Source organism: Mycolicibacterium tusciae, from assembly GCF_002086795.1.
GTDB classification, from domain to species: Bacteria; Actinomycetota; Actinomycetes; order Mycobacteriales; family Mycobacteriaceae; genus Mycobacterium; species Mycobacterium tusciae.
This window is the reverse complement of sequence record NZ_MVIM01000003.1, coordinates 48,682-71,923: the sequence shown is the minus strand read 5'-3', so window position 1 is coordinate 71,923 and position 23,242 is coordinate 48,682. Positions and strand designations below refer to the sequence as shown.

The 23,242-nt window shown below is 65.8% G+C and carries 24 protein-coding genes; 8 read left to right on the top strand and 16 right to left on the bottom strand.

All coding sequences use genetic code 11. The features are described 5' to 3' along the window. Window position 1: 1 nt before the first annotated feature. Entirely contained in the window at window positions 2-1,210 is a 1,209-nt protein-coding gene (locus tag BST47_RS06225) for a fatty acid desaturase family protein (protein ID WP_083124400.1), read from the bottom strand. A 215-nt stretch (window positions 1,211-1,425) separates the two neighbouring features. On the opposite strand from BST47_RS06225, the gene BST47_RS30635 reads away from it, so the two are divergent. Continuing rightward, on the top strand, window positions 1,426-1,563 hold the full coding sequence (locus BST47_RS30635) for a hypothetical protein (protein ID WP_165799753.1): 138 nt from the start codon (window positions 1,426-1,428) through the stop codon (window positions 1,561-1,563). Then, window positions 1,547-2,725, top strand: a complete 1,179-nt coding sequence (locus BST47_RS06220; protein ID WP_083124398.1) for a N(5)-(carboxyethyl)ornithine synthase — start codon at window positions 1,547-1,549, stop codon at window positions 2,723-2,725. The genes BST47_RS30635 and BST47_RS06220 overlap by 17 nt, the downstream gene beginning before the upstream one ends. A 7-nt stretch (window positions 2,726-2,732) precedes the next feature. Here BST47_RS06220 and BST47_RS06215 read toward each other — a convergent pair whose 3' ends face one another. Beyond that, window positions 2,733-3,902: a glycosyltransferase gene (locus tag BST47_RS06215; protein ID WP_234809598.1), complete on the bottom strand. Its 1,170-nt coding sequence runs from the start codon at window positions 3,900-3,902 to the stop codon at window positions 2,733-2,735. A 232-nt stretch (window positions 3,903-4,134) separates the two neighbouring features. Here BST47_RS06215 and BST47_RS06210 point away from each other — a divergent pair, with 232 nt between their 5' ends. After that, window positions 4,135-5,739, top strand: coding sequence for an SLC13 family permease (locus tag BST47_RS06210; protein WP_083124396.1), 1,605 nt, complete (start codon window positions 4,135-4,137; stop codon window positions 5,737-5,739). Beyond that, window positions 5,736-6,806: a tartrate dehydrogenase gene (locus BST47_RS06205; protein WP_083124394.1), complete on the top strand. Its 1,071-nt coding sequence runs from the start codon at window positions 5,736-5,738 to the stop codon at window positions 6,804-6,806. The genes BST47_RS06210 and BST47_RS06205 overlap by 4 nt, the downstream gene beginning before the upstream one ends. A gap of 6 nt (window positions 6,807-6,812) precedes the next feature. On the opposite strand, the gene BST47_RS06200 is transcribed toward BST47_RS06205, so the two are convergent. The 8 genes from BST47_RS06200 to BST47_RS06175 form a co-directional block, all read right to left on the bottom strand. Then, a complete protein-coding gene (locus tag BST47_RS06200) occupies window positions 6,813-8,300 on the bottom strand; it encodes a glycoside hydrolase family 130 protein (protein ID WP_083124392.1) in 1,488 nt (495 codons plus the stop codon). Beyond that, window positions 8,297-9,319, bottom strand: coding sequence for a glycosyltransferase (locus BST47_RS06195; protein ID WP_083124390.1), 1,023 nt, complete (start codon window positions 9,317-9,319; stop codon window positions 8,297-8,299). Before BST47_RS06195 ends, BST47_RS06200 begins: the two co-directional genes overlap by 4 nt. After that, the gene (locus BST47_RS06190) at window positions 9,316-10,467 is read right to left on the bottom strand and encodes a glycosyltransferase (protein WP_234809597.1); all 1,152 of its coding nucleotides are present in this window, start codon (window positions 10,465-10,467) and stop codon (window positions 9,316-9,318) included. The genes BST47_RS06195 and BST47_RS06190 overlap by 4 nt, the downstream gene beginning before the upstream one ends. A 199-nt stretch (window positions 10,468-10,666) precedes the next feature. Then, window positions 10,667-10,825 carry a DUF6307 family protein gene (locus tag BST47_RS30630; protein ID WP_165799752.1) on the bottom strand — a complete coding sequence of 53 codons (159 nt, stop codon included), beginning with the start codon at window positions 10,823-10,825 and terminating at the stop codon, window positions 10,667-10,669. After that, window positions 10,825-11,310 (bottom strand): DUF5994 family protein, encoded by a 486-nt coding sequence (locus BST47_RS06185; protein ID WP_083124387.1) that lies wholly within the window; start codon window positions 11,308-11,310, stop codon window positions 10,825-10,827. The genes BST47_RS30630 and BST47_RS06185 overlap by 1 nt, the downstream gene beginning before the upstream one ends. Before the next feature lie 432 nt (window positions 11,311-11,742). Continuing rightward, window positions 11,743-11,904 carry a hypothetical protein gene (locus tag BST47_RS30625; protein ID WP_165799751.1) on the bottom strand — a complete coding sequence of 54 codons (162 nt, stop codon included), beginning with the start codon at window positions 11,902-11,904 and terminating at the stop codon, window positions 11,743-11,745. After that, complete coding sequence (locus tag BST47_RS06180) at window positions 11,901-12,413, bottom strand: GAF domain-containing protein (protein WP_165799750.1); 513 nt, start codon at window positions 12,411-12,413, stop codon at window positions 11,901-11,903. Before BST47_RS06180 ends, BST47_RS30625 begins: the two co-directional genes overlap by 4 nt. Before the next feature lie 111 nt (window positions 12,414-12,524). Next, window positions 12,525-12,878: a Fe-S protein gene (locus BST47_RS06175; protein WP_083125083.1), complete on the bottom strand. Its 354-nt coding sequence runs from the start codon at window positions 12,876-12,878 to the stop codon at window positions 12,525-12,527. A 38-nt stretch (window positions 12,879-12,916) separates the two neighbouring features. Here BST47_RS06175 and BST47_RS06170 point away from each other — a divergent pair, with 38 nt between their 5' ends. From BST47_RS06170 to BST47_RS06160, 3 genes are all read left to right on the top strand, one after another. Continuing rightward, window positions 12,917-13,933, top strand: coding sequence for a TIGR03617 family F420-dependent LLM class oxidoreductase (locus tag BST47_RS06170; protein ID WP_083124384.1), 1,017 nt, complete (start codon window positions 12,917-12,919; stop codon window positions 13,931-13,933). 114 nt (window positions 13,934-14,047) lie between these two features. Further along, window positions 14,048-15,049: an esterase family protein gene (locus tag BST47_RS06165; protein WP_107528897.1), complete on the top strand. Its 1,002-nt coding sequence runs from the start codon at window positions 14,048-14,050 to the stop codon at window positions 15,047-15,049. Between the two features lie 196 nt (window positions 15,050-15,245). Next, a complete protein-coding gene (locus BST47_RS06160; protein ID WP_083124380.1) occupies window positions 15,246-16,610 on the top strand; it encodes a flavin monoamine oxidase family protein in 1,365 nt (454 codons plus the stop codon). 185 nt (window positions 16,611-16,795) lie between these two features. Here BST47_RS06160 and BST47_RS06155 read toward each other — a convergent pair whose 3' ends face one another. From BST47_RS06155 to BST47_RS06140, 4 genes are all read right to left on the bottom strand, one after another. Continuing rightward, the gene (locus tag BST47_RS06155; RefSeq protein ID WP_234809596.1) at window positions 16,796-17,662 is read right to left on the bottom strand and encodes a PP2C family protein-serine/threonine phosphatase; all 867 of its coding nucleotides are present in this window, start codon (window positions 17,660-17,662) and stop codon (window positions 16,796-16,798) included. 80 nt (window positions 17,663-17,742) lie between these two features. Next, complete coding sequence (locus tag BST47_RS06150; RefSeq protein ID WP_083124376.1) at window positions 17,743-18,309, bottom strand: TetR/AcrR family transcriptional regulator; 567 nt, start codon at window positions 18,307-18,309, stop codon at window positions 17,743-17,745. Window positions 18,310-18,502: 193 nt separating this feature from the next. Then, window positions 18,503-18,652, bottom strand: a complete 150-nt coding sequence (locus BST47_RS30620) for a hypothetical protein (protein WP_165799748.1) — start codon at window positions 18,650-18,652, stop codon at window positions 18,503-18,505. 83 nt (window positions 18,653-18,735) lie between these two features. Further along, complete coding sequence (locus BST47_RS06140) at window positions 18,736-19,548, bottom strand: DUF1206 domain-containing protein (RefSeq protein WP_083124374.1); 813 nt, start codon at window positions 19,546-19,548, stop codon at window positions 18,736-18,738. A 133-nt stretch (window positions 19,549-19,681) separates the two neighbouring features. Between BST47_RS06140 and BST47_RS06135 the strand changes: the two genes are divergently transcribed. Continuing rightward, window positions 19,682-20,296 carry a dihydrofolate reductase family protein gene (locus BST47_RS06135; RefSeq protein WP_083125082.1) on the top strand — a complete coding sequence of 205 codons (615 nt, stop codon included), beginning with the start codon at window positions 19,682-19,684 and terminating at the stop codon, window positions 20,294-20,296. On the opposite strand, the gene BST47_RS06130 is transcribed toward BST47_RS06135, so the two are convergent. Both BST47_RS06130 and BST47_RS06125 read right to left on the bottom strand, forming a co-directional pair. Next, entirely contained in the window at window positions 20,293-21,828 is a 1,536-nt protein-coding gene (locus BST47_RS06130; RefSeq protein ID WP_083124372.1) for a DUF4407 domain-containing protein, read from the bottom strand. The genes BST47_RS06135 and BST47_RS06130 overlap by 4 nt on opposite strands. Before the next feature lie 166 nt (window positions 21,829-21,994). Beyond that, window positions 21,995-23,146, bottom strand: coding sequence for a serine hydrolase domain-containing protein (locus BST47_RS06125; RefSeq protein ID WP_083124370.1), 1,152 nt, complete (start codon window positions 23,144-23,146; stop codon window positions 21,995-21,997). Between the last annotated feature and the right edge of the window lie 96 nt (window positions 23,147-23,242).

Here is a 23,242-nt window from a genome sequence, read left to right as displayed (position 1 = left end):
TCTAGCCGAACCGGTGCGGGGCGACAGTGTTGCCCGCGGATCGTGGCGAGGTCGTCATATCTCCAGCGTCCTCTCCAGAGGAAATCGTGCAAGCAGCGGGGTCGCCGTAGGCGGACGCGTCGCCGGCAGCGGTCCGCGGAAGTCGGTCGGGGAACGCCAGCGTGTGAATCGTACGTAGCACCTGAAAATACTGGCGCACAATGGATCCGGTGGTGTAGGGCAAATCGTACTTTTGGCACAGTCCCTGCACGCGCACCGCGATTTGTGCAAGGCGGTTGCTGGGCAGGTCGGGGAACAGATGGTGCTCGATCTGGTAGCACAGATTCCCGCTCGAGAAGGCAAGCAGCGGGCCGGCCCTGAAATTCGCGGCACCCAGCATCTGCCGCAGGTACCACTCGCCCTTGGTTTCCTTGTCCAGTACGTCGGCGGTGAATTTCTCCGCGCCATCAGGAAAGTGACCGCAGAAGATCACCACATACGCCCACAGATTGCGCAGTAGGTTGGCCGTCGTGTTGGCAGCCAAGGTTCGGCGCCAGCGGGACCGGCTCAATGCCGGGAAGAAAACGTAGTCCTTGAGTGATTGCCGGGCGATCTTGCCGGCGAATGCGCGCCTGGCCGCACCGACCCTGGCGGCGTCCGGGGCCAGACGATCGCGCTCAGAGTGGATACCGTGCAGCCCGATCCCCCACTCGAAGATACTGGCCAGCAACAGATTACGAAGTGGCTGCACGAGATGTTCGCGTTTCCAGGGCTGGTCGCGGGTCATCCGTATCACGCCGAAGCCGAGGTCGTCGTCCACCCCGACGACATTGCTGAACACGTGGTGGCGGTAGTTGTGCGAGTACCTCCACTGCGACGACACGCCGACCATGTCCCACTCCCACGTGCTCGAGTGGATCTCCGGGTCATTCATCCAATCCCATTGACCATGGCCGACGTTGTGGGCGATCTCCATGTTCTCGACGCTCTTCGCGAAAGCCAGCGATGCGGTGCCCAGCAGCCAACCCGCCCTGGACCGCGAGCAGGCGATGATCAGGCGCGCGGCGACGTCCAGCGTCCGTTGGAATTTGATGGTGCGCCGGATGTAGGCCGCGTCGCGCTCGCCGAGGGACTCCTCGACGTCGCTGCGGATGGCGTCGAGCTCGCGACCGAGCGCCTCGACATCCGCGTCGCTTAGGTGCGCGAACGCGGCAACATCGGCAATGGCCATTTGAGAGTCCCCGTGGAGCCGGTGGTGTGTCAGGTCTGGGCTCCTGAGCGAACCCGAAGATAAAGCGGACGAGCGGTCGTGATCGAAAAAGGACGGCGGTTGCGCGTCGGCGTACTGACAGCCTACCCCGTCGGGAGGTCGGGTAATCGCGGCGTTCAAGGGGTAAGGTCAGGGAGATCGGGACCAATCAGGCCCCCACAATCAAGGGGCCATCGATGTCTGATAAATCTCCTCGACAAGCCATGGCAAAGAAGTCCGGCAAGTCATTGAAAGAGAAGCGCGCGGCAAAGCACCAGAAGGCGGCGGCCAAGGCCTCGTCTGCCGAGGCCCTGTTCCATGACAAGAAGCGCTGAAGGTCAACCGCTTTCGATTGGCATTTTCGCTCGCTCGCGTAAACCGAACGAGCGCCGACTGCCGATTCACCCGGCACATTTCGACCGGATAGATCGCCCGCTGGCGCAGCGCATCTTTCTGGAGCACGGCTATGGCTCCGATTTCGGCGCCACGGACGACGAGCTGGGCGCTCTCGTCGGCGGGGTTGGACCCCGCGAGAAACTGATCGCCGATTGCGACGTCATTCTGCTGCCCAAAGTTCAGGCACAGGACCTCGCCGAATTCCGTCCGGGCCAAGTTGTTTGGGGCTGGCCGCACTGTGTGCAGGACGCGGAGGCTACTCAGATCGCCATCGATTCGCGGTTGACGCTGATCGCCTTCGAAGCAATGAACCACTGGCAATCCGACGGCGGGTTCGGGCTGCACGTCTTTCACAAGAACAACGAGCTGGCGGGCTACTGCTCGGTCCTGCACGCGATGCAATCCGTGGGGGTCACCGGCATCTACGGCCGGCGGCTGCGCGCAACCGTCATCGGGTTCGGCGCCACCGCCCGCGGCGCCGTCACCGCGCTGAACTCCCACGGTGTCGACGACGTGCGCGTGTTGACCAACCGGGACGTCGCCGCCGTCGGATCGCCGATCCACTCCACCCAGATCATCCAGATGGGGCCCGATCCGGACGCACCCGATCAGATACTCGCGGACACGCCGGAGGGGCTCGTGCCGGTGACCGAACTGCTGGCCGACAACGACATCGTCGTCAACTGTGTCCTCCAGGATCCCAACGCACCCCTGGTCTTCGTCACCGAGGAGGACCTGGCTTCCTTCACTGCGGGCAGTCTCATCGTCGACGTCTCCTGCGACGTGGGCATGGGTTTCAGCTGGGCACAGCCCACGTCGTTCGCCGAGCCGATGATCGAGGTGGCGAACCGCATCCACTATTACGCCGTCGACCACAGCCCGTCGTATCTGTGGAACTCGGCGACCTGGGAGATCAGCGAGGCGTTGTTGCCTCACCTCGACGCGTTGCTGGCAGGGCCGGCGGCGTGGGAGGAGTCTCCGACGATCGCTCGCGCGATCGAAATCCGCGACGGTGTCGTCCTCAACCCCGCGATTCTGTCGTTCCAGCACCGCTGCGACACCTATCCGCACGCGATACGCGAAGCCCGCGCCGCGACGTGATGGGCGGTCAGGCCAACACGGGTGATCCGGCCGTGAGTCGTAGCGCCAGTTTCAGATAGGCGGCGGCGACCACCGGCCACGCCACCTCCGGCGCCCGTTGACGAACCTCGGCCGCCATGGCACCGGCGAGCCGCGGCTGCGTGATGATCTGGCGCAGCGCCGCCGCGAGTGCGACGCCGTCGTTGTGCTCCACGACGATGCCCGCCCCGCTGCTCAGCAGCTCGATCGCATGCGGAAACGCCGTCGCCACAATGGGTCTGCCATTCGCGACCGCGTCGACGAGCACACCCGAGCTCACCTGTTCCGTGGAGTCGTAGGGCAACACGACCACCGAGGCCTGCTGAATCAGTTCGGCCAGGCTCGACTTGTCGTAATAGCGGGGGTCGAACGACACCGAATCGGCCACACCCAGCCGCCTGGCCTGCTCGATGCGCGCAGCCCGATATGCCTCGGCTTCGGTCTCCGGGACGCCGGGATCCAGGGGGCCGGCGATGACATAACGCGGCCGGCCGGGGACATCGCCCAGCGACGGCATGGCGTCGATGACCCTTTCGACGCCCTTGCCCGGACCCAGGAGTCCCCACGTCAGGATGGTGGGTCTACTCGGGCGCTTGACCCGGGGGGCAGTCGGCAAGGTCGCGCCGTGCGGGATCATGCTGACCTTTTGGCGGTCGACCGCATATACGAGACTGAGCCGCTGTCGCGCCGCTTCGGACATCACGACCACGTGGTCCGCGGCGGCGGTGATCGCCTCGAGCACCGAACGTTGTTGCGAAGTGGGGGCTTTCGGAACCGTGTGGATGACGACGATCGACGGGACGCGCAGGGCGTCGACGATGTCGACCACATCGTGAGTCGTGCCGTCTTGGTACTGCAGGATCGCGACGTCGACCTGACCCTGGAGCGTGCCGTCAGCCACCCAGCTGGCGCTGGTTCCATCGGTGCTCAGGGCGGCGGCTAGACCGGCGGCGAACCGCGCAAGGCCGCACGGTGGGGGCGTGTGGGTGTCGAAGATACCGAATCGGACGGTGCGCGAGATCTGTTGCGGCGCAGCGTAAGGAAGGATCGGCTCGTAGTCGGGTAGAGCAGTCAAGGGCAGTCCAGACTTTGCGGTCAGTACCGGCATGTCCGGCGTGAGCGGTCTGCTCGGCGGATCAGCGAGGATCGGCTGAAACATTCCCGGACTGGCTGGGCTCCCAACACCTCGACGCTACACCGTGACCGGCGATGATTCGGCATTCCTCGACGACATCGCAGGTCAGAGGGATGGCCGGAGCGGCCGCGGGCGGCGAATTACGCGGTCGCCGACGACCGTGTCCGGCCCCGGCATGTTTAAGGTGCGCGGTTTACAGGAACACCCCCCGTCACGAGTGTGGTGTAGAACACAGCTGCAGCGATGGAGCCGCCCCATGACCACGGACAGCCCGGCCAAACAGACCGATGTCGACAAAGCGCTCCTCGGCAGCGCAACGTATCGAAGCCTCGGTGAGCAGAAACTCTCCCCCAAGGAGGAACGGTTCGAGAAGGGTCGACGGACCGTCGGCCTTTTTCTTGCTCCGCTGCTGACGGTCGGTTTTCTCGTTCTCCCCATCGATATCCCGCGCGAGCAGCAGGTTCTCGGGGCGGTGTTGCTGGGGGTCATCGCCCTGTGGATCAGCGAAGCGATCCCGATTCCCGTCGGCGGTCTGCTCGGCGTCGCCGTCGCCGTGTTCCTCGGCGTGGCCCCGGTCGACGACGTCCTCGGCCCGTTCGGGTCGTCGACAATCTTCACCTTCATCGGCGCGTTCATCCTGGCGCAGGCAATGCTCAAACACGGTCTCGCCCGGCGGTTCGCGTTCCGGATTCTGTCGCTGCCGGGTGTCGGTCGCTCCACCACCGGCGTAATCCTCGCGTTCGGCGCGATCACCTGCCTGCTGTCGGCTTTCGTGTCCAACACCGCGACCGTGGCGATGTTGCTGCCGACGGCCATCGGCATCCTCGCGGTCATCGCCAAACTTCTGCAGAAGCGCGGTGACGTCGAACCCGACTTCGATCCGCAACGGCTGCGGGTCGGCGCGGCGATCATGCTCATGCTCGCCTACGGCGCCAGTGTCGGCGGCTTGTTGACCCCGGTCGGCAGCCCACCCAACCTGATCGGGCGCGGCTTGATCGAGGAGGCCACCGGGGAGCGGATCAGCTTCGCGCAGTGGATAGTGATGGCCGTACCGATCTGCCTGATCATGTTCGCGCTGCTGGCGCTCATCTTGTTGCGGCTGAACAAGCCCGAGATCAAGCGGATCGACGGCGTGGCCGAGTACGTCGCAGAAGAGCGCGAGAAGCTGGGTTCGTTGTCGCGCGCGGAGAAGAACACGCTCATCGCGTTCGGCATCACCGTCACCCTGTGGATACTGCCCGGCATCGTCGCACTGATCACCGGCACCGACTCCAGTGCCTACGAGTTCATCAGCGACCGTCTCGACGAGGGCGTGGTCGCCGTGTTCGGCGCCGCGCTGCTGTTCCTGCTGCCCACCGACTGGAAAGACCGCGAGTTCACGCTGCGCTGGAGCGATGCCGCCGAAATCGACTGGGGCACCATCATTCTCTTCGGCTGCGGCATCATCTTCGGGTCGCTGATCAGCTCGACCGGACTGGCCGAGACCATCGGCAACTCGGTCAACGACGCGCTGGGCCTGTCGAGCATCGTCCCGATCACTATCTTCGCGGTGATTCTGGCGATCATCGTGTCCGAGACGACGAGCAACACGGCGTCGGCTGCGGTGGTGGTGCCGATCATCATCCCGGTGGCGATCGCCGCGGGCGTGAACCCGTTCGTGCCTGCGTTGGCGGCGACGTTCGCAGCGTCGTTCGGGTTCATGCTGCCGGTGTCGACGCCGCAGAATGCGATCGTCTACGGCTCCGGCGTCGTGAAGATCACCACGATGATCAGATCCGGCATCACATTCGACATCGCGGGCGCGATCCTCATCATCATCCTGTTACCGATCATGGTCGGCCTGCTGGGACTCGGCGGATGACCACGCCGGCCGAGCCGGCCATGCACACCGTCGCCGTGATCCCGGGCGACGGAATCGGACCCGAGGTCATCACGTCGGCCCGCGCGGTGCTCGACGCTGTCGGTACCAAGCACGGAATCGAGCTGTCCTACACGGACTTCGACTGGTCATGTGAGCGCTACACCCAGACCGGGGCGATGATGCCCGAGGATGCCATCGACACGCTGCGCGGCTTCGACGCTATCCTGCTCGGCGCGGTCGGCTGGCCGGGAGTACCGGACCACGTGTCGCTGTGGGGCCTGCTGATCCCGATCCGGCGGGCGTTCCGCCAGTACGTCAACCTGCGCCCGATCAAGGTGTTCGACGGCGTCGAAAGTCCGCTGCGGGCACCGGGTGACGTCGACTTCGTGGTGGTGCGGGAGAACGTCGAGGGCGAGTACAGCGAGATCGGCGGACGGCTCAACCGCGGTTTCCCCGAGGAGATGGCTGTCCAGGAATCGGTTTTCACGCGTCTCGGGGTCAGCCGGATCGCCGACTATGCCTTCGAGTTGGCGCGGTCGCGGCGCGGATACGTCACGTCGGCGACGAAGTCGAACGGGATCGTGCACACGCTGCCGTTCTGGGATGAGGTGGTCGCCGAGCGCGCGGCGCAGTTTCCGGACGTTCGGATGGACAGCGAGCACATCGACGCGTTGGCCGCGAAGTTCGTGTTGCAGCCGCAACGCTTCGACGTCGTGGTGGGATCAAACCTGTTCGGCGACATCCTGTCTGACCTCGCTGCAGCCGTCGCCGGGTCGATCGGGATTGCGCCGTCGGGCAATCTGGATCCGACCAAGGAGTACCCGTCGATGTTCGAACCGGTGCACGGTTCGGCCCCCGACATCGCGGGCCGCGGGATCGCCAACCCCGTCGGCGCGGTGTGGTCGGCGGCGTTGATGCTCGAGCATTTGGGACATATGGACGCGGCCGCTGATGTGATGGCGGCGATCGAGGCGACGCTGGCGAAGCCGGAGACCCGGACCGGCGATCTGGGCGGCAGCGCGTCGACGGTCGAGGTGACCGAGGCACTCGTCGCGCAGTTGAGGTGAGTGACCTCAGTGTCGAGCCATCTCCATTTCGTGGAGAAGTTCTGACAGCGGGACGGTCGCGAAACCGATAGCTGCATCCCCGATTCCGTAGGGCACGACCAGGATTCCGGCGTGCACAAGCGCGCCACACGAGTAGACGACATTCGGAACGTAGCCGTCCTGCTCGTCGGCACTCGGACTCACCAGCGGATCTTGCAGCGAAGCGACTATGCGCGAGGGATTCTCCAGATCGAGCAGTATCGCTCCGATCCGGTATGTCCGCATCGGTCCGACACCGTGCGTGAGCACCAACCACCCCGCGTCGGTTTCGATGGGCGGCCCGCAGTTTCCGAGCTGCAGGGCCTCCCACGGCCGAGTCGGGTGCTGACAGGGCACGGCTTCGGTCCAGATGAGCGGGGAGTCCGAGTACGCAAACGAATTCGATTCGCGGTCAGACCTCGACATGGCAGCGAATTGACCACGGAAGCGGCGGGGGAACAACGCCAGACCCTTGTTGGCGGCGGCACAGCCGACCAATGGCGAGGTGGTGAACGATGCGAAATCCTTCGTCGCGAGCAACTGCTGGCTGATCTCCGTTCCGCTGTACGCCGTGTAGCTCGCGTAGAAGGTGACCGACCCGTCGTCATCAACGAACCGGACGAAGCGCGCGTCCTCCATACCGCCGGCCTCTGCACCCATTGCGGGCCACAGAATCCGCTCGCCGAGCGGAATGCCCTCGGCGAATTCGATGCCGTAGGTGCGGTCGGCGATCGTCCGAATCCGCGAAATCGTCTCGGACGCATGACCACGCGTCCTCCGATGCTTCTGAAGCCTGTCGAGCTGCTCTTCGAGGTCGTTCCGCGTGAACCGGTCGCCGAGCGCGTTGAGGACGTAATCAGCGCCTTCTCCGGCATCGTGCAGACGAGAGAGCTCAGTACGCAGGACCGCAGCGTCCAGCAGCGTCTGCACCGCCTTGCCCGCGGTGGCGAACGGAGTCGCAGCATCGATCGTCACCGCACCTGTGGCATCGATGAGGCCGGTACGGAAACCGATCGACGATACGTGCCCCTCCCCGATGCCGCGCACGCTCATCACGAATCTCAGGCTGCCGGCCGGTGTGCCCGCCTGGTCCGGGTGTGCCACCATGCTGGGATTGCACAGGGCCGCCCCTTCGATGGCGTACTCGCTTGTGAACGTCGCGCCCAGCAACATCATTCGTGCTTCGGACAGTTCGCGTCCCGCGTCCAGCCGGTCGGCAAGTTCACGAGCATGCGCATGAAATACGCCGATCAGGTCGCGGTGCCGCCAACCGAAGCGCGTGACGATATCGTCCAGCGACACGCGGACGTCGTTCTCGTCCAGCGCCAGGATGCGCTGCAGCACCGCGCCCGCGCGGGAGTCCTCATGCTCGAAACCCTCCTGCCCTGGGACGAACAATCGGGTGATGACCCGCGAGGAATCGGCGGCGAGTCGGAGCGGGCTGCGTGTGACGAGCCCGGCCTTCACCGAAGTCATTGCGGCACTGCAGAAAAGCGTTGCGCGTGTTGCAGCGTCGAAAGCACGGCAAGCGTCGACTCCGCGCCCTGGTTGCAATTCACCGAGTCGGCGTGCAAGCCGTCGAACCCGCCACCCGTGGCCGGGTCCCACATCAGCTGTCCTGCGTCGTTGGCACCCTGGAACCATGCCGCCGCGGTACGGAGGGCATCCGGCCACATCGCGTCGTCGTCGACGGTGGCCGCGCGGGCGCAGGCATCGGCGAGCGTGGACACCTCGATCGGTTGCTGATCGAACGCGGGCCCTTTCTCACCGGGCCCTCTGCCTGTCGCCGGGGTGACCGAGAGCTGACCGTCTGTCGTCTCCACGTCGAGAAGCCAGGCCAACAGATCCAGGCCGCGTTGTCGCAGTGACCCGTCCTCGAGCACGGCGCCCGCGGCGATCATCGCCTCCGGCAGGACCGCGTTCGCGTAGGTGAGTCGCGGCTCGGGCCACGGCCACGCCGGGTCACCGTTCGGTTCGGCGAGCGAGGCCGCGTAGTCGATGATCAGTAGCCGCGCCGCCCGATTCTCGGGATCGAACGCAAGCATCTCGGCGGCGCCCAGCGCCGCGAACGCCATTGCCCGCGGCCACGGCGACCGCTCCTGCGCGCCGCGCTCGAACTGCATGATCGCCGATTGTCGGGCCCAGGCGACGTCACTGTGCGCGGCTGCGGTTCCCAGACCCCACAGGCAGCGTCCCCAGGCGTCCTCCACGGCGGGCTCGTCGGTCCACTTGCCCTTGCTGTCCATCCGGTTGCGGCAGGCGCCGGTGAGAGCCTGCGCTTCGCCGAGAAACCGCAGTGCTGTTCCGGCGACACCGTTGAGGGTGCGATCCAGTCCGGGCTGTCGCGTCGTGACCACCAGCACCCGCGCCACGTCGTCGGTGCAGTAGCCGTGCTCCGGGTCGGGCTCGGTCAACCGCGCGTGCTCGAACGTGCCGCGATGGTCTGTCATTCGCTGCAGGTGGTCGAACACCGGGGTGGGGATGGCGGCGGTCATACGAATGCCGGCCGTTCGCCCATCACGCGGTGCGCCAGGCGCAGATACGCATCGGCCACCACTCGCCACGACATCGTCGGCGCGAGTCGGCGGGCCTCGGCGGCCATGGAGCCCGCCACACGCGGGTCGGTGATGACCTGGCGAAGCGCCAGCGCGAGGGCCTCGGGATCACTGTGGTCGACAACGATGCCCGCCCCGCTGGCCAGCAGCTCGTTGGCGTGCGGGAAGGCCGTGGCGACGACCGGCCGGCCACTGGCGATGGCGTCCACCAGTACGCCGGACGTGACCTGATCGGTGGAGTCGTACGGAAGGACCACCACGCTTGCGGACTGAGCGAGAGCGCTCAGGGACGCGACGTCGCGATAATCGGGGTCGAAGAAGACGGAGTCGGCCAGACCGCTGCGACGCGCCTGCTCGATACAGCCGTTGCGGTACGCCTCGCCCTGTGCGACAAGCACTTTGGGATGCGTCTGCCCGGCGACGAGGTACCGCGGGCGACCGGAAAGGTGCGCAAGCGAAGCCATAGCGCCGATCACCCTCTCGATACCCTTACCCGGACCCAAGAGACCCCAGGTCAGCAAGGTGGGTCTACCCGCCTGCTTCACCGCAGCGGTGTTCGGGACAGCCGCGCCGTGCGGAATGGTGACGATCTTCCGCCGGTCGACGTTGAAGGTCAGGCACAGTCGTTCACTGGCCGCCTCCGACATCACCACCACGCGATCCGCTGCCGCCGTGACGGCCTCGAGAACCGAACGCTGGTGTGCCGTAGGCTCTTTCAGGACAGTGTGAGCGACCACGATCGACGGCACGCGCAGTCCCTCGATGACATCGACGACATCGTCACCGTCGACACCGCCGTAGATGCCGTACTCATGCTGAATGATCGCGACGTCGCTTTGGTTGAGCAATTCCGAAGCCGCGGAAACAGATGCCGGTGAGTCGGCGATGAGCTCCCCGACGACGCGGGCGCTCGAGGACGACGACCCATCGGCCACTCGCACCACGCTGACCTCTGCGCCATCGGCGGTCAATCCTTTGGCCAGTGCGGCGCTGAAGGTAGCGAGTCCGCACGCAGTCGGGGGATACGTAGTGAGGATTCCGAAGCGCGCCGGATCGGAAAGTGATCGCTCGACAACGGAATTGGTCAAAGAAGGAAGAATCGGTAAGAGTTTCAAGTTGATCCAGACGTGCGGTTGGTAACTGTGTAGCCGGGCGTGAGCGATTGCTCGGTGAGATCAGCGGATGACGGCCGTCCCATTCCGGAGTGGCTGGGTTCCCAACGCCCTCGACGGTACACCTGTCCGTCGGATCGACCGCTGCGGTGCTCACCCCCAGAAACGGCCTGCGTCAGCGCATCTTCTCGGGAATCGAGGTCAACGCCTTGAGGATGTCGACAGCCAGGTCAGCGGCATCTTTGTCGTCGAGCTTGGCGCGAGCCATGATGGTGTCTTTGACGAGGTCGACACGAATGTCGTAGGGCGTGCGAAACATTATCGGTGAAGTCATCACATCTTCCTTGTCTGTTCTGCATGACGCGCGGTCATGAGGAGAAGCCCGTCGACGGTGGAGGTGTCGTGCGGTGTCGCGGCGGCCATCAACGTGGCGTGCGCCTCGTCCGGGTCGGAGTCCGCGGGCACGACGAGTAAGGCAATTCTGCCCCCGCCGCTGAAGCCGAGAACTTCGATCGTGTGGACCGGCTGACGTTGGTAGCCGTCTAGTCGAACCGCTCGCCCGCCGGTGGAGAGTTTCCTGGGCGGCGTCGCCCATTCATTGACGTTGAACAACACGCGGTCAATGGGGCCGAGCCGAACGGAGAGCACTGCCAGCAGATCAGGCAGCTGTGTGGCGAGGTCGTCACTGTGCGGCCACCACGCGCCGTCTACAGATCCGCTTATGCGGCCCTTGGGCTTCAGGCGCAATCGAGGCGTGTGTTCCGGAGAAGAGCGAGGCGCACTATTGGTATCGGTGGAGGAAGGTTGGTTCAGCGTCATTACGACGCTCCCGTCTTGACCGTGAATCGGCCAGATACTGCGAATCGACGACGACACGATCTTGAACGACCATATGACGAAGTACCGCCGATCCCCCCAGCATACGCTCTTAATTTATTTGGGGCGCAATCATTTTCCGCCTCGCCTCTGACGTCTAGGCCAGGCGCTGTTGACATCGGTGCTGATCAGGCGTCTACTGAGAGCCTACTCGCGATGAGAGGCGCCGTCTGGCGCTAGCGAACCAAGGGGTCGACATCGCAACCAACGCAATTATTTTGATGGTAGTCACGGCAGTGGCACTGCTCATCGTCGCCGGTGCATTCATGATCGTGATCGCCAAGACGTGGAAGTCGCATTGCCGCGGAGAGAGTATTTCGATCGACGATCTGGTCGCTGAAGACGCGCTACGACGCCAAAAGCCCCCCGCGACCGTCAACCGTTCAGCGGGATCGTCACCTGCAACGTCGTGCCCGCCCCTGCGGCACTGACGATCTCCAACCGGCCCGACACCGCCTCGACCCGGTCCTTCAGTCCGATCAACCCCGACCCGCCGCCGGTGGTCGCTCCTCCGACGCCGTCGTCACTGATCGTCATCCGAAGCTCGACATCGTCTGACGATGCGTGTTCTCCGCGTTGTAGATCGCCGTCGCGATCAGATCGGCGAAGTCGGACACCTGGTCTTCGGTTCCAGTCGGTAATGATTGCGCGACAATCGAACCCACCATCAGGGCGGCGCGCACCTCGCCGTCGACCAACACGGGAGCACCAACACCGGAGCACACGTTCAGTCCGCGCATCCGGTCGGCGATAGGACCTTCCGCGGTGCTGTAGTCGTCGATGCGCGCCGCTGCGCCGGTGTCGACGATCTGCGCGCTCAGGCTGTGCCCGTCGAGCGGAAACCGTTCGCCCACAGTCATTGCCGCGCGGTCCGGGCTGTCACGGGTGGCGAGCACGATGCCGACGCCGTCCTCCTCGTAGCCCACGAGCGTCACGTGCTCGACGCCGAGACCGCGCGCCAGCTCCGCGACGGCAAGGCCGAAGCCCCAGCCGGCGGACACCACGAGCACGCCGAGCCAGAGCGGCGGCGCGGTCGGCCGTACCACCAGCGCCAGGAACCGGCGGTAGAGCGTTTGCCATCGGGTGGCCGTCGGGGGCCCACCCGGCCGGTCGTAATTCCTGCTAGCCGCTATCGCGGCTGTGCGGTGAATCCTCAGCTACCACAGCACGGCGATGGCGGCCGCGACGAAGGACAAGACTCCGACGGTGACGAACAGCGCACGCGGCACGGGCACTCCGGTGCGCTTCTGCCGAGCACTGCCCATACCGAGCACGCCGCCGATCACGATGAGGATGACGAGCTTGATGCCGATCTTCGGGTAGTTCAATTCGATGCCCGCGGGCCACGGCGCGGCCAACGCCAAGCCGGTGAGTAACGAGAGCAGCAGCCCGTAGTCCATGACGCGGGTGAAGGTGAACCGCTTGGCGACTGCCTCGGTGACCCACGCGCCGAAGGTGACGGCGAAGCCGACGATGTGCAGCAGTACAACTACGTCGCGTAGTAGCTCCATCGACTCAGCGTACGACACGTCGGGCGTACCGTGCCCCTGTGTATGTCGACGCGATGATCACGCCGCAGCCGTTGAAGACGATCGGGGCGCTCGCGGCCCGGACAGCAGCGGCGGGGTTCTCTGGACTGTTGTTCACCGAGACCGGCCGGACCGCGTACCTGAATGCGGCCGTCGCTTCGCAGGCCGCGCCGGGCCTCGACCTGTCGACGGGTGTGGCGGTGGCGTTCCCGCGCAGTCCCTTCGTCACGGCGGCGGCGGCGTGGGAACTGCAGGAGGCGACGGACGGCAAGTTCCGGCTCGGCCTCGGCACGCAGGTGCGCACGCATGTGGTGCGGCGCTACGGCGTGGACTTCGAGCGCCCGGGTCCGCGGCTGCGCGATTACGTCCGGGCCGTCAAGGCGTGCTTCAAGGCATTCCGGACGGGCAGGCTGGATCATCACGGCGACTTCTACGACATGGACTTCATCACCCCGCAGTGGAGCGCGGGCCCGATCGACGCGCCGGATCCGAAAGTCGACATCGCGGCGGTCAATCCGTGGATGCTGCGCATGGCCGGCGAGGTCGCCGACGGGGTGCACGTGCATCCGCTGGGCGAGCCGGGCTACATCACGCGGCATGTGGTGCCGAATATCGCTGAGGGAGCGACGAAGTCGGGCCGGTCGGCATCGGATGTCGCGGTCATCGTGCCGGTCATGACGATCGTCGGGGACAGCGACGAGGAACGGGACCGCGAGCGCGAACTGGTCCGCACGAGCATGAGCTTCTATGGGAGCACACCGAACTACGCGTTCATCTGGGACGAGGCCGGGTTCGAGGGCACGACGGCACGGATCCGCGAGAAGCAGAAGGCCGGCGATTACAAGGGCATGGCCGCGCAGATCACCGACGAGCACATCGCTCAGTTCGCGACGGAGTCGACGTGGGAGGGGTTGGCCGACGCCCTGGTCTCGAAGTATGGAGAGCTCGCGACGCGCATCGTGTTGTACAACGCGTTGGCCGACCCCGAGCGCATCGAGCGCTACGGCGAAGTGTCACGACGGATCTCATCCCGATAACAGACTGGTCACTGCCGAGCGCGGGAGCGCAAGAGTATGCACCGGCGTTGTTAGTTTCGCGCCGTGGTGGAGGGAATCGCGCGTGGTGTCGGCAGGCTGGTCGTCTGTGCCCTGATGATGGCTGCGGCTGTGGTGGTTGTTCCGTCGCCGCAGGCCTCGGCCTACTCGCGGGAGGGCCTGCCGGTCGAGACGCTCATGGTGCCGTCGCCGTCGATGGGCCGCGACATCAAGGTCCAGTTCCAGGGCGGTGGGCCGCATTCGGTGTATCTGCTCGACGGCCTTCGCGCGCAGGAGGACTTCAACGGCTGGGACATCAACACCGCGGCGTTCGAGTGGTTCTACGAGTCCGGCGTGTCGGTCGTGATGCCCGTCGGCGGCCAGTCGAGTTTCTACAGCGACTGGTACGCGCCGGCGCGAGGCTTCAACGGAACGGTCACCTACAAGTGGGAGACGTTCCTGACCAACGAGCTGCCGAGCTGGCTGATGGCCAACAAGGGACAGGATCCACGCGGCAATGCGGTTGTGGGACTGTCGATGTCCGGTGGAGCGGCGCTGACGCTGGCGGCGTGGCATCCGCAGCAGTTCTTCTTCGCCGCGTCGCTGTCGGGATACCTGAACCCGTCGAAGGGTATGTGGCCGACGCTGATTGGCTTCGCGATGATGGACGCCGGCGGGTTCAAGGCTGCCGACATGTGGGGGCCGCCGAACAATCCGGCGTGGCAGCGAAATGACCCGATGCTCAACATCAATCGACTGGTGGCCAACCGCACGGCCATTTGGGTGTACTGCGGCAACGGCACGAGCTCCGACCTGGACGCCGGCGGTGGTGGTTTCGGAACGCAGTTCAGCGCGTCGTACCTGGAGAACATCACGCTGAGCACGAACAAGGAGTTCCAGGAGAAGTACCAGGCCGCGGGCGGCCGCAATGCGGTGTTCAACTTCCCGCCGAACGGCACGCACAGCTGGGGCTATTGGGGTGCGCAGCTGCAGCAGATGAAGCCGGACATCCTGCGCATCATCAACACCCCGCCTCCCCCACCGCCGGCGCCGTTGCCTGCGGTGCCGGGTGCGGTCCCAGGCGTCGCGGCGGTGCCGGCAGTCGTGCCGGCGCGGTAGTTACTGCACTTCGCAATTACTAGGCCGTCTTCGTACTAACTAGCACGTCAACACGTGTTTGTATCTATTGACGGTCGTTGCTCTGAATTTGCTGTCGGTCTGCGCAGGACTATTGACACCGCGTCTAATTAGGCGTATGTCTAATAGTCGAGGCGCGTTGGTTCGGGCCGGCGCAACGGACAACTGGGGGTGTGCCATGGATGTTGATTACTGCGTGGTGGGTGCCGGGTTCGGCGGACTGACCGCGGCGTTGCGCTTGAAGCAGGCGGGGCATTCGGTCGCGCTGCTGGAGGCGCGCGACCGGGTGGGCGGTCGCACGTGGACCGAGACTCGGGACGACGGGTTGTGGATCGATCGGGGCGGCGCGTGGATCGGGCCGGGCCAGGACGCCATCTATGCGCTGATGAAGGAGTTCGGCATCCCGAGCTACAAGCAGTACACCGACGGCGAGGCGATGATGTTCGTCGACGGGAAGGCGTACAAGTACAAGGGCACGATCCCGTTGTCGATGAGCCCGTGGGCGGTGGCGAACATCGGCAAGGTCTTCCTCGAGCTCACCTCGATGTGCAAGTCGATTCCGCCGGAGGCCCCGTGGGATGCGCCGAAGGCGAAGAAGTGGGATCAGACCACATGGGCGGAGTGGCTGGACCGCAATACGCTGTCCAAGCCCGCTCACCAGTTACTCGACTACTCGGTCTCCGGGCTGTATACCTCTGCGGCATCGGAGATTTCGCTGCTGTTCGTGCTGTATCAGATGGCCTCGGCCGGTGGGCCGAGCTTTGTGCTCGGCGTCAAGGATGCGGCCGAGGACGAGCGCCCGGTCGGCGGGATGGGGGCGATCCATCGCGCGATCGCTGCCGAGCTGGGTGACGTGATCCATCTGTCGCAGCCGGTGCGCAGTGTCACCCAGGACGACCGCGGCGTCACGGTCCGGTCCGACGACATGGTGGTCCGGGCGCGCCGAGCGATCGTGGCCGTGCCGGTGAGCATCGTGTCCCAAATCCTCTTCGAGCCAATGCTTCCCGTGGATCGAGCGTTCCTGCAGCAGCGGATGCCGTCGGGCGCGGTGTACAAGATCGCGTTGATCTACGACCAACCGTTCTGGCGGGCCGATGGCCTGTCGGGTCAGTCGTTCGCGCCCGGGTCGATGGCCAACCTGACGATCGACTCCTGCACGGACAAGGGGACACCCGGCAGCCTGACGGTCATCACCGAAGGACCCGTCGCACGCGAGATGACGAAACTCAGTGAGGTAGAACGTCGGCAAGCGGTGCTCGCGGCGGTGGCCGAGCGGTTCGGCGACAAGGCGCTGACGCCGATCGACTACGTCGAGCAGAACTGGACGCTCGAGCGGTATTCGGGCGGCGGCATGATCGCGCACACTCCGCCGGGGGTGTTGACGGAGTTCGGGCCGGCGCTTCGGGAGCCGTGCGGGCGGATCCACTGGGCGGGCACGGAGAGCTCGGCGCGCATGTACGGGTTCATCGATGGTGCGGTGCGCTCGGGTGAGCGTGCGGCGGTCGAAGTGATGGAGCACGACAAGGCGATGACGACCGCCTGACTCTTGTGTCGAGGACTTCGCGGTTCAGCGGGACCATATGTGGTTGGTGCCAAGCTCTCAGCGACAAAGTCGCTGACATTGGTGTTGCGGTAGTAGTTGAGCGACAAAGTCGCTGTGAGGTTGGCACACAGTCATATTGGTCAGTGAGACCGAGAGACCTCCGTCACTGGCAAAGTCGCCGCCGCTCAACCAAACTCGTGAGGCCCGATCGGAATGACGATCACGGTGATGTTGTCGTGACCGCCGGCACGCAATGCATGATCGACCAGCGCGCGAGCGGCCTCGTCCGGTGCGGTTCCGGTGCAGAACCGAGCGATGTCGGCGGCCTCGGGCAGGTAGTTGTGCAGTCCGTCCGAGCACAACACCAGGACGCCTCGGTCGGCGGTGGTCATCGTATGGACGCTTGATTCGTCCCACTCCCGATCGGCATCGCGACCGAACCACCGGGTCAGAGTGTGCTCCCCTCGCAGCACGGCGGGCGAGTCCGCCGGTATGCCCGCGGAGATCAGTTGCTGCGCAACGGTGTCGTCGACGGTCAGCCGTTGCGGCTGCGCGGGCGGCTCGGGCAGCCAGTACACCCTGCTGTCCCCCACGTTGGCGATCGCGATCTGCACCTGTCCGCCCTCGGCCGGAACGACGACCGCAGCTGTGTAGGTGCACGACGCAGCGCTGAATCCTTCGGGCGACGTGGATTCCGCGGCCGCCTTTGCCCCATCAGCGAGTCCGGCCACCATCACCGACGGGATGTCGCGGGATGCGGCCAGTGCCTTCAGCATTGCGTCGAGGCCTGCCGCCGACGCGGCCCTCGACGCTTCCTGTGCGTCAGCGGAGGTGGAGACGCCGTCGCAGACCACGGCGGCGATCGCACGCGGCCGGTCCCCCGCGCTGTTGACCACGATTCCCGCTGCGCCGGCGTCTTCGTTGCGCGCGTGCTCGATACCGCGGTCGGTGATCAGCACGATCGCGCCGATCTGATTCTCATCGCGATCCGGCTCCTGGCCATCGGGGTCCGGAGCTGACCTGGGCACCGCGAGCTGTCGGATCGCCGTCAACGCGGCACCGCAGTTCTCACAGACTCCCTCCGCGGGACCTGCATGCGTTCCACACTCCGTACACGTCGACACTGCACCACTCACGATGAACAGCTTTGCACTCGTGTGAGCACGCTGGGCCGGAAGAGGTCGAACAGCCGTCGCTCCCATGCCGCTGTGATCCGACCGGTGCGGGAACGTTCGGCGATGTGCGCACCGACGATCGCGTCGATCAAGGTCGCGCCGTCGACATCGGCGCGAAAGGACCCGTCGCCTTTGGCGTCGTCGATCACTGACTCCAGTTTCGCTCGCTGGCGGGCGAGGATACGGCGGAAGAGCTTCGTGAAGTCGGGGTCGTCATCGGTGAGCAGCGACGCCAGGCCACCGAAGCCGATTCCGTCGTCGATGGCCTTGACGGCTTCCTGGATGACCCACCGCAACCGATCGGGCGCCGTCGCGTCGTCTGCGAGCGGTTCCGGATTGGCGATTCCCGTCAACGCGGCGGAGAGCATGGCGCGGCGGTCGCGGTGCCGTCGATAGATCGTCGTCTTGGCTATACCCGAGCGCGCCGCCACCGCTTCGACCGTCACCGCGCCGGCACCTTTGGTGCGCAGCAACGCCAGGGTGGCGTCGGCGATGCGTTCGTCGGTGGTTGGCCGTTGCGCCATCGACTCCCCCTTCTTCTCACCGGGAATACCCGGAGCCGACCAAACGCTACACTAGGCGTAGCGCTACGATACGCGTAGCGTTTTGATAGACGGTAGAGGTGAGAGGGATGAGAAAGGTACTGGGACGAATTTCTCCGACGAATGTGGCGTATGTGTTGTTCCTTTTGACGTTCGTCGCACTCGGGACGTTCGTCTACTCGCTGGCGGCCAGGAGTCCGCTGGCCGGGATCATCGGCGCCGGATTGGTCGTCTTGATGGTCGTGACGGTCGCAGGGTTCCGCGTCGGTGCCCGCAAGCGCGCGGCGTCCAACGACAGCGGCATCGAGATCGAGGGTTCGAACATCTGGGCGCGGCCACTGCGGCGTGAGCAGATCGACCGGTATCTGCAGAGCTATCGCGCTACACGAGAAGGCCAAGAGCGGCTGCTCACATCCGCGAGTAGCGTGCCAACGCAAAGCTGTACAAGCCGTATGCCGCGAAACCCGTTGCGGCAGCGATCAAGATCGCCGTTCCGAACTGCGCGTGCCCCAGCGATTTGACCGCTGCGTCCAGACCGGTCGCCTTGGCCGGATCGCTCATGTATGTCGCCGCGATGACGGACAAGCCCGCCGAGAACAGCACGAACCCTTCCCCGACATGACCGCAGATGCCGAGCACCGTGATCAGCCGGCCGCCCGGAACCGTCAGGTCGTTGAGGAATTTCCGGGTCGCTCCTTTGTGCACGTAATAGGCGCCGATTGCGGCGACGACGAATCCGACGATGACCAGTACGGTCTTGCCGCCGCCGGACTGCATCAACCGTGCGCTCAGTCCTTCGGTCGCGTCCTTGCCCCAGCGCGACACGTTCAGCGCGAACTGGATGGCGGTGAATGCGACGGCGCAGTAGAGGAGACCCAGTCCGAAGGCCCTGAGCCGGTCGCTGATTGGCGAATCGCGGTGGTGGGCGTGGGTGCTTTCGCCAGGATGCAGGCCCAGTACCGCTTCCGCGAACCGCCACATCGCCAGTGCGATGAGTCCGGCGGCGACGATCCACAGCGGCAGCGCGCCGCCACCACTGCGGGCAAGCGTCGCCAGCGCGCCGGTCTGGTCGGCGTCACCACCGAAGCCCAGCGCGACCCGGACGATCAGGTACGCGATGAGCAGATGCAGTACCCCGCTGACCGGATAGCCCGCCCGCGCGATCCATTCGACGACGCGCGTCTGGGTGGCTTCGTTGACCGCACCCTTGACGCTCGCCATGCCGGCACTTCTTACCCTCGGCGTGGACAGCTGAAACGAATTCGGCGCGCTGACGCACCGTAAACGGTGGGTTTGCGCGCCCGATTCGCCCGCCCGGCGATGAGGTTTGGGGGGCCGGGTGGTCTCCTTGGGCATGACGCGAACCAACCTGTCGATGTCGATGTCAGCGGACGGCTACGTCGCCGGACCCGACCAAAGTGAGGAGAATCCTCTCGGCGTGGGTGGGATCAATGTGCATGGCTGGCATATCGGGCCGGCCAGTGAGCATCCGGTCAACCAGCAGGTGATATCGGAGATGCTCGACGGCATGGGCGCAACCATCATGGGCCGCAACATGTTCGGCCCCATCCGCGGCGACTGGGCCGATTCGGACTGGAAAGGCTGGTGGGGCGACACCCCGCCGTATCACTGCCCGGTGTTTGTCCTCACGCACTACCCGCACGAGCCCATCGAGATGGAGGGGGGAACCACCTTCCATTTCGTGACCGACGGCATCGAAGCCGCCTACGCACAAGCCCGGGCCGCCGCCGGCGACCGCGACATCTCCATCGCCGGCGGTGCTTCGTGCGCGCGGCAGGCGATCAAGGCCGGCCTTGTCGACGAGATCGACCTGCAGGTGTCGCCGGTGATCCTCGGCTCGGGCGAGCGCTTGTTCGACGGCTTCGAGGCCGGCGTCCCCGAGCTGGAACTGGTGCGCGTCCTGCATGCGCCGGGTGTGGCACATCTGCGCTATGCGGTGAAGCGCTAGCGCCCCGGAGGGAGTTCCCGGGGGCCGCGCTGCCCGCGCAGTTCACGCGCGCTGCTCCCGGCAAGTTCGGCCTGATCGTCGCCCCTCGACACTGCGGGTGACACATGCTCGGTGGCTTGCCCAGCCTCCTCGGCCTCCTCGATGTGAGAACTCACCCTGTGGGTGCGTCGCATCGAGATGTGGATCTCTTCGGTCTCCTCGAAGATCTGCCGCATGCCCCGCAGCGGCTTGGTGGTGGTGTCGATCGCGTTGGCGAGGATCGGCGGCACCAGGGGACGAATCCAGCGCGCAGCGGCCCGGGTGACGTCCGGAATGGCCGGGATCAGCGGACGCCCGGACCGCTCCACCGAGCGGTCGTCGTCCTCCGATGCGTCGTCCACCACCGCGGGCAACTCGGCCGGTAAGAGGCTGGCCGCTTCGGCCTCGGCGGCGATCGGCAGGAACACATCCTCAATCGCGGCCTGAGGTATGCGCTCAGATCGTGCGGTCACCGCCGGCTCGGTCGCCTCGATCACCCGGCGGCGTTGCTCCTCGCGATCGATCTCGAGCTGGGCCTCGACGGCCATGCGGGCACTGGCCAGTTGCTGTTCGGCCCACATGGTGTCGATGGCTGCGCGTACCTCGGCCCGCTTCACCGCGATCGCGGTGTCGGCGTGAAGTTCCGCTGTATCCCGCTCGACATCGGCGGCAACAACGCGATCCTGCGACGTCTCGCCCCGCCACAGCTTGAGGATCAGGGGCAGCAAGCTGAGCAGGACGAAGAATCCGTCGACGAGCAGTCGCATGACGAGAGCACCCGCATCGGCCAACGTGTGATCGTTCATCGCGACCCACCGAGCGCCCAGCCCGCGATCCGTGTCGGCGATCGCGGCCTGCCGGGCCTGCGTCAGCGCCTGCTCGCCATCGGCGATCTGGGCATCAAGCACGGGTGCCTGACGGTCCCGCTCGGCCAACGCGGCGTCGAGCGTGCGCTGGGCGTCGGCGAGAAAGTCGTTCGCCGTGCGGGTTTCCGGGCCGGCACCGGGCACACCGGTGATGGTGATTTGCGGGCAGTCGGGCCGAGGGTTGAACTCACAACGGGCCACCACCAGGGCCTCCTGACGGCGTTGCACGGCCTGCTCCACCGCGTCGTCGAGCCCGCGGCGCGCCGTGCGATTCCGGTCGAGGTCGGCCGCGGCTTGCGATGCGGCCGGGGTGGACTCGGCGGTGCGCGCCGCCTGCTCGCCGAGCAGCCGATCAATCGATCCGGAGAACACGACGACAGCGGCGAGTTCGCCGACGACGAGCCCGATGGCAATCAGGACAGCAGCCCGACCCGCGACACCGGCGCCCCGACGAATCGCACCGGAGGCGATCGCGCGGCTCACCGCACCAACCAGCAGCCCGAACCCTGCCGTCACGGCGACGACGGCCGCTGTCGGCCACGTCGTCGACTCGGTCAGGGCTACGGCCGACACCAGCCACGCCAGCATCGCGGCGATCAGCACCACAATCGGGGCAGGATCGTGCTGAGAAACCCTATGGGCGGACATGGAAACTCCAAACATCTTCCGGGCTTTTCCAGACGTGACAGATGCGCCGACCGACAACCCTGTCGAGGGTGTGGAACCAGGCGGAACCCCCGCGCATCGCATCATCACGCCGATACGAATGCGTTGAATCTTCCCACAGCGGTCGGCGCCGCGCGGCGCCCAGTGCTCAGGACACCGCCGCGCGGAGCTCGGCGTAGACGGTGGCCTCGAAGCCGAGGGCGGTCTCGACCATCTTGGCGTCGAAGAACGGCAGCAGTTGCGTCGCGATGACGGCGCCGATCCCTGCCTTGCGGTCGACCCAGAAGTAGGTGTTGAACAGGCCCGACCAGTCGCCGGAGCCGGCGCTGCGCATACCGGGCAGATCGATCGAGTACACGTGGAACCCCAGGCCCCACCCCTGCGGGACGTCGAGCAGCTCGACCGGGTTGGCCAGTTCGGGAACAGTCGGCTCCAGTTTCTTCGGCAGCGGTGCCCCGTCGAGGTGGTCCCGCAGCGCGAGCTCCACCGTCGCCTCGTTGAGGATGCGCCTGCCGTCGAGTTCGCCGCCGTTGACCCACGCGCGGACAAACCGCCCGTAGTCGCGAATCGTCCCGTAGGACCCGTGGCCGCCTGAATGCCATTCCTGCTCGACATCGAGGTCGATCTCGGTCGGCACCAGGCTGCCGTCCGCCGCCCGGGTGAGGACGGGCAGGAAGCGCGCGCGCTGTTCGTCGGTGGGGGTGAACGTCGAGTCCGTCATGCCGAGCGGGCCGTAGACATTCTCGGCGAGGTAGTCGCCCAGCGTCTGGCCGCTGACGGCCTCGACGACCTGGCCGACCCAGTCGGTGCTGACGCCGTACTCCCAGACCGTGCCGGGATCGTGGACCAGCGGCGAGCTGATGCTCTGTTTGAGCCCGGTGAGCACGTGGGGGAATCCGTGGTCCATGCAGTACTTGTGGAGCTTCTCGTTGAGGAAGAAGTAGCCGCAGCCGGACGTGTGGTTCATCAGCTGGCGGACGGTGGCCTGGGTCTTGGGCGCGCGAAGGACCGGTTGCCCGTCCTCGAACCCGTCGAGCACCTGGAGCTCGCCGAACTCGGGGACGATCGAGGCCACCGTCGCGTCGAGGTCGAGGCGGCCCTCCTCGACGAGCTGCAGCGCCGCGGTGGTCGCCACGGCCTTGGTCATCGATGCGTTGCGGAAGATGGTGTCGGGCCGGGCGTCTCCGGCCGCGCCCTCGTAGAGGACGCCGTCGCGGCAGACGACCGTGGCGGCGATGCCGTGCAGGGACCCGTCGGCCGTTACGCCGTTGAGTAGGTCGTCGATTCGTTCGAACCCCATCGGAATCTCCTTCGCGTATGGCGTGCGGGCATCATCGCACGGTGCGTGGACACGCCGCGGGCAGAAACGGGAAGCGGGGTTTACGCCCCGCCAGCG

Excerpts from the sequence above, each read along its gene's own strand:
- BST47_RS06225 (WP_083124400.1), bottom strand. The coding sequence starts at position 1,210 with ATGGCCATTGCCGATGTTGCCGCGTTCGCGCACCTAAGCGACGCGGAT.
- BST47_RS30635 (WP_165799753.1), top strand. The coding sequence starts at position 1,426 with ATGTCTGATAAATCTCCTCGACAAGCCATGGCAAAGAAGTCCGGCAAG.
- BST47_RS06220 (WP_083124398.1), top strand. The coding sequence starts at position 1,547 with ATGACAAGAAGCGCTGAAGGTCAACCGCTTTCGATTGGCATTTTCGCT.
- BST47_RS06215 (WP_234809598.1), bottom strand. The coding sequence starts at position 3,902 with ATGTTTCAGCCGATCCTCGCTGATCCGCCGAGCAGACCGCTCACGCCG.
- BST47_RS06210 (WP_083124396.1), top strand. The coding sequence starts at position 4,135 with ATGACCACGGACAGCCCGGCCAAACAGACCGATGTCGACAAAGCGCTC.
- BST47_RS06205 (WP_083124394.1), top strand. The coding sequence starts at position 5,736 with ATGACCACGCCGGCCGAGCCGGCCATGCACACCGTCGCCGTGATCCCG.
- BST47_RS06200 (WP_083124392.1), bottom strand. The coding sequence starts at position 8,300 with ATGACTTCGGTGAAGGCCGGGCTCGTCACACGCAGCCCGCTCCGACTC.
- BST47_RS06195 (WP_083124390.1), bottom strand. The coding sequence starts at position 9,319 with ATGACCGCCGCCATCCCCACCCCGGTGTTCGACCACCTGCAGCGAATG.
- BST47_RS30630 (WP_165799752.1), bottom strand. The coding sequence starts at position 10,825 with ATGACTTCACCGATAATGTTTCGCACGCCCTACGACATTCGTGTCGAC.
- BST47_RS06185 (WP_083124387.1), bottom strand. The coding sequence starts at position 11,310 with ATGACGCTGAACCAACCTTCCTCCACCGATACCAATAGTGCGCCTCGC.
- BST47_RS30625 (WP_165799751.1), bottom strand. The coding sequence starts at position 11,904 with ATGACGATCAGTGACGACGGCGTCGGAGGAGCGACCACCGGCGGCGGG.
- BST47_RS06175 (WP_083125083.1), bottom strand. The coding sequence starts at position 12,878 with ATGGAGCTACTACGCGACGTAGTTGTACTGCTGCACATCGTCGGCTTC.
- BST47_RS06165 (WP_107528897.1), top strand. The coding sequence starts at position 14,048 with ATGATGGCTGCGGCTGTGGTGGTTGTTCCGTCGCCGCAGGCCTCGGCC.
- BST47_RS06160 (WP_083124380.1), top strand. The coding sequence starts at position 15,246 with ATGGATGTTGATTACTGCGTGGTGGGTGCCGGGTTCGGCGGACTGACC.
- BST47_RS06150 (WP_083124376.1), bottom strand. The coding sequence starts at position 18,309 with ATGGCGCAACGGCCAACCACCGACGAACGCATCGCCGACGCCACCCTG.
- BST47_RS30620 (WP_165799748.1), bottom strand. The coding sequence starts at position 18,652 with ATGTTCGAACCCTCGATCTCGATGCCGCTGTCGTTGGACGCCGCGCGC.
- BST47_RS06140 (WP_083124374.1), bottom strand. The coding sequence starts at position 19,548 with ATGGCGAGCGTCAAGGGTGCGGTCAACGAAGCCACCCAGACGCGCGTC.
- BST47_RS06135 (WP_083125082.1), top strand. The coding sequence starts at position 19,682 with ATGACGCGAACCAACCTGTCGATGTCGATGTCAGCGGACGGCTACGTC.
- BST47_RS06130 (WP_083124372.1), bottom strand. The coding sequence starts at position 21,828 with ATGTCCGCCCATAGGGTTTCTCAGCACGATCCTGCCCCGATTGTGGTG.
- BST47_RS06125 (WP_083124370.1), bottom strand. The coding sequence starts at position 23,146 with ATGGGGTTCGAACGAATCGACGACCTACTCAACGGCGTAACGGCCGAC.